This is a genomic window from Candidatus Paceibacter sp., assembly GCA_013360865.1.
In the GTDB taxonomy this organism is placed as follows: domain Bacteria; phylum Patescibacteriota; class Minisyncoccia; order UBA9983; family UBA9983; genus SURF-57.
The window spans coordinates 1-1,964 of record JABWAS010000045.1; the positions used below are offsets into that span (position 1 = coordinate 1).

4 protein-coding genes are annotated in these 1,964 nt (G+C 46.3%); 3 read left to right on the forward strand and 1 reads right to left on the reverse strand.

What is annotated here, in order from left to right; genetic code table 11:
• Positions 1-373: 373 nt before the first annotated feature.
• The 3 genes from HUT38_04700 (at position 374) to HUT38_04710 (ending at position 1,711) form a co-directional block, all read left to right on the forward strand.
• On the forward strand, positions 374-814 hold the full coding sequence (locus HUT38_04700) for a 30S ribosomal protein S6 (protein NUQ57751.1): 441 nt from the start codon (positions 374-376) through the stop codon (positions 812-814).
• Positions 815-841: 27 nt separating this feature from the next.
• Positions 842-1,300: a single-stranded DNA-binding protein gene (locus tag HUT38_04705; protein ID NUQ57752.1), complete on the forward strand. Its 459-nt coding sequence runs from the start codon at positions 842-844 to the stop codon at positions 1,298-1,300.
• Between the two features lie 210 nt (positions 1,301-1,510).
• Positions 1,511-1,711 carry a 30S ribosomal protein S18 gene (locus HUT38_04710; GenBank protein NUQ57753.1) on the forward strand — a complete coding sequence of 67 codons (201 nt, stop codon included), beginning with the start codon at positions 1,511-1,513 and terminating at the stop codon, positions 1,709-1,711.
• An 85-nt stretch (positions 1,712-1,796) separates the two neighbouring features.
• On the opposite strand, the gene HUT38_04715 is transcribed toward HUT38_04710, so the two are convergent.
• Positions 1,797-1,964 (reverse strand): peptidoglycan-binding protein (locus HUT38_04715; GenBank protein NUQ57754.1); only part of this gene is annotated, 168 nt, incomplete at its 5' end.

Here is a 1,964-nt window from a genome sequence, read left to right on the forward strand (position 1 = left end):
ACCGGAAACGGGAACTGATCGCCGGGCTCAAAGAAGTCCTGAGACAAATGCTGGAGCAGCTGGCGGAACTGCTGAAAAGGAAGGCGGAGGGCGCGTAATGATGCCGTGTATCCGTTCTTCGTTTCTTGGAAAACGCAGCTTCGATTATATCAATATCACGTTCATCTCGCGCGTTTCATTTACCGCTCCCCCTCCTCGACTAAATACCACATACCTCCATTGCTTTGTCTTGGCCGGATAAGTTGCGAGTTTTATTATTGATGATTAAAAGATAATTAACCTTTATCACCCCCAATTTGGCGCGAATTTCACCCACATGGTTGACCGCGCAAAAGGCTTGCATAAAAAGGATTATATGATAGCATTCTCACAAATGAGCAACGAGAGCAAAACTTACGAGATAAGCTACCTGCTTTCTCCGCTGGTGCCGGAAGACAAAGTTCCGGAAGAGGTTGCCGTATTAAGAGAAGCGATAGAAAACAACGGCGGGCTCTTGGTCAGCGAAGATATGCCCAAAACGCAGAGGCTTTCTTATCCCATTAAAAAAAATCAGAACGCCTACTTCGGTTGGTTCAGGTTCACCGCCGACGGAACAGTGGAGAAAATAAAAAGCCTTTTTGAGAAAAACGACAAAATTTTGAGGTCTTTGGCCACGGAGGCGGGCAAGGAAAATCTGCCCCAGTATGTTTCCAGAAAAGGCGCGGACGCGGCCAAGAAGGAAGATACGGCCGAGGTTAAAAAGGAAAAGGAAGAAATAAAGCCGGAACAGATAGACGAAAAACTGGAACAAATTCTGAAAGAGCAAGGAGTCTAACGCCATTATCAATATTTAAAAAAGCGCATGAATCTCAATAAAGTTTTTTTGATAGGAAACTTAACAAGAGACCCGGAGCTGAAATCGCTCCCTTCCGGTTCTTCTGTGGCCACTTTCGGAGTCGCCACCAACAGAGTGTGGCGCAATCAACAGGGGGAAAAGCAGGAGGAAGTCCAGTTTCACAATATCGTCGTCTTCGGCAAGCAAGCGGATATTGTTGCCCAGTATCTCAAAAAAGGAAGCTCGGCTCTTATTGAAGGAAGACTGCAAACAAGAAACTGGGAAGCCCAGGACGGTTCCAAAAGAAACCGGACGGAGATAGTGGCGGAGAGAGTCCAGTTTGGCCAAAGGAAAGGAGGCGGCGCGGGGCAAGGCCAGGGCAACTTCCAGGAAGCCAAGGGCGCCAGCCAAGCCAACAAGCCGGAAGAACTGGAAACGATAGAATATCCGGAGGAGGACATCAAGCCGGAGGATATACCATTTTAAGGAATTTGCCCAAAATTTTGAGTCCAGCTGAAAGCGGAACGAAAAAATTTTGGTTGCAAAACCTTAACCCGCCTAAGTTTTGGGCAGGTAATAAAAATAAAGGTTTACAAACATTAAAAAGCAGGTAATATATTAAAGTTATATTTAAAGAAAAACTTGGGCGGGTGCGCAATTTTGTAATTGTTCGCTTCGCTCACAAACAAAATTGGCATGAAACAGTGTTATTTTTGCACCAACAATATAAACAGCGTTGATTACAAAAAAACGGAAACCCTGAAAAAGTTTTTGACGCATCACGCCCGGATCGCGGCCAAGTCCGACACCGGAGTTTGCGCCAAACACCAGAGGAAGCTGGCCACGGCCATAAAGCGGGCCAGGGTAATGGGTTTGCTGCCCTTCGTCTCCGCTTAGTTCGTCTAATCAAACTGACCCCCAAACAAACCTGCCAGGTTGAAGAAGCTAAAACCTGGCAGGTCTGTTTTGGTTTAACTGATTTTTACTCTCCGTATAATTCGTTCAGTTTTTTGATAGTGTTCGGACCCACGAAACCGGTGGGTTCGGTTTGTTTTTCCGGCAAAAGGATGTCGTATTTGTATTTCTGCTGGAAGTTCATAACCGCCGCCTTGGTGCAGTTTCCGAAAACGCCGTTGATGGGACAGTCGGA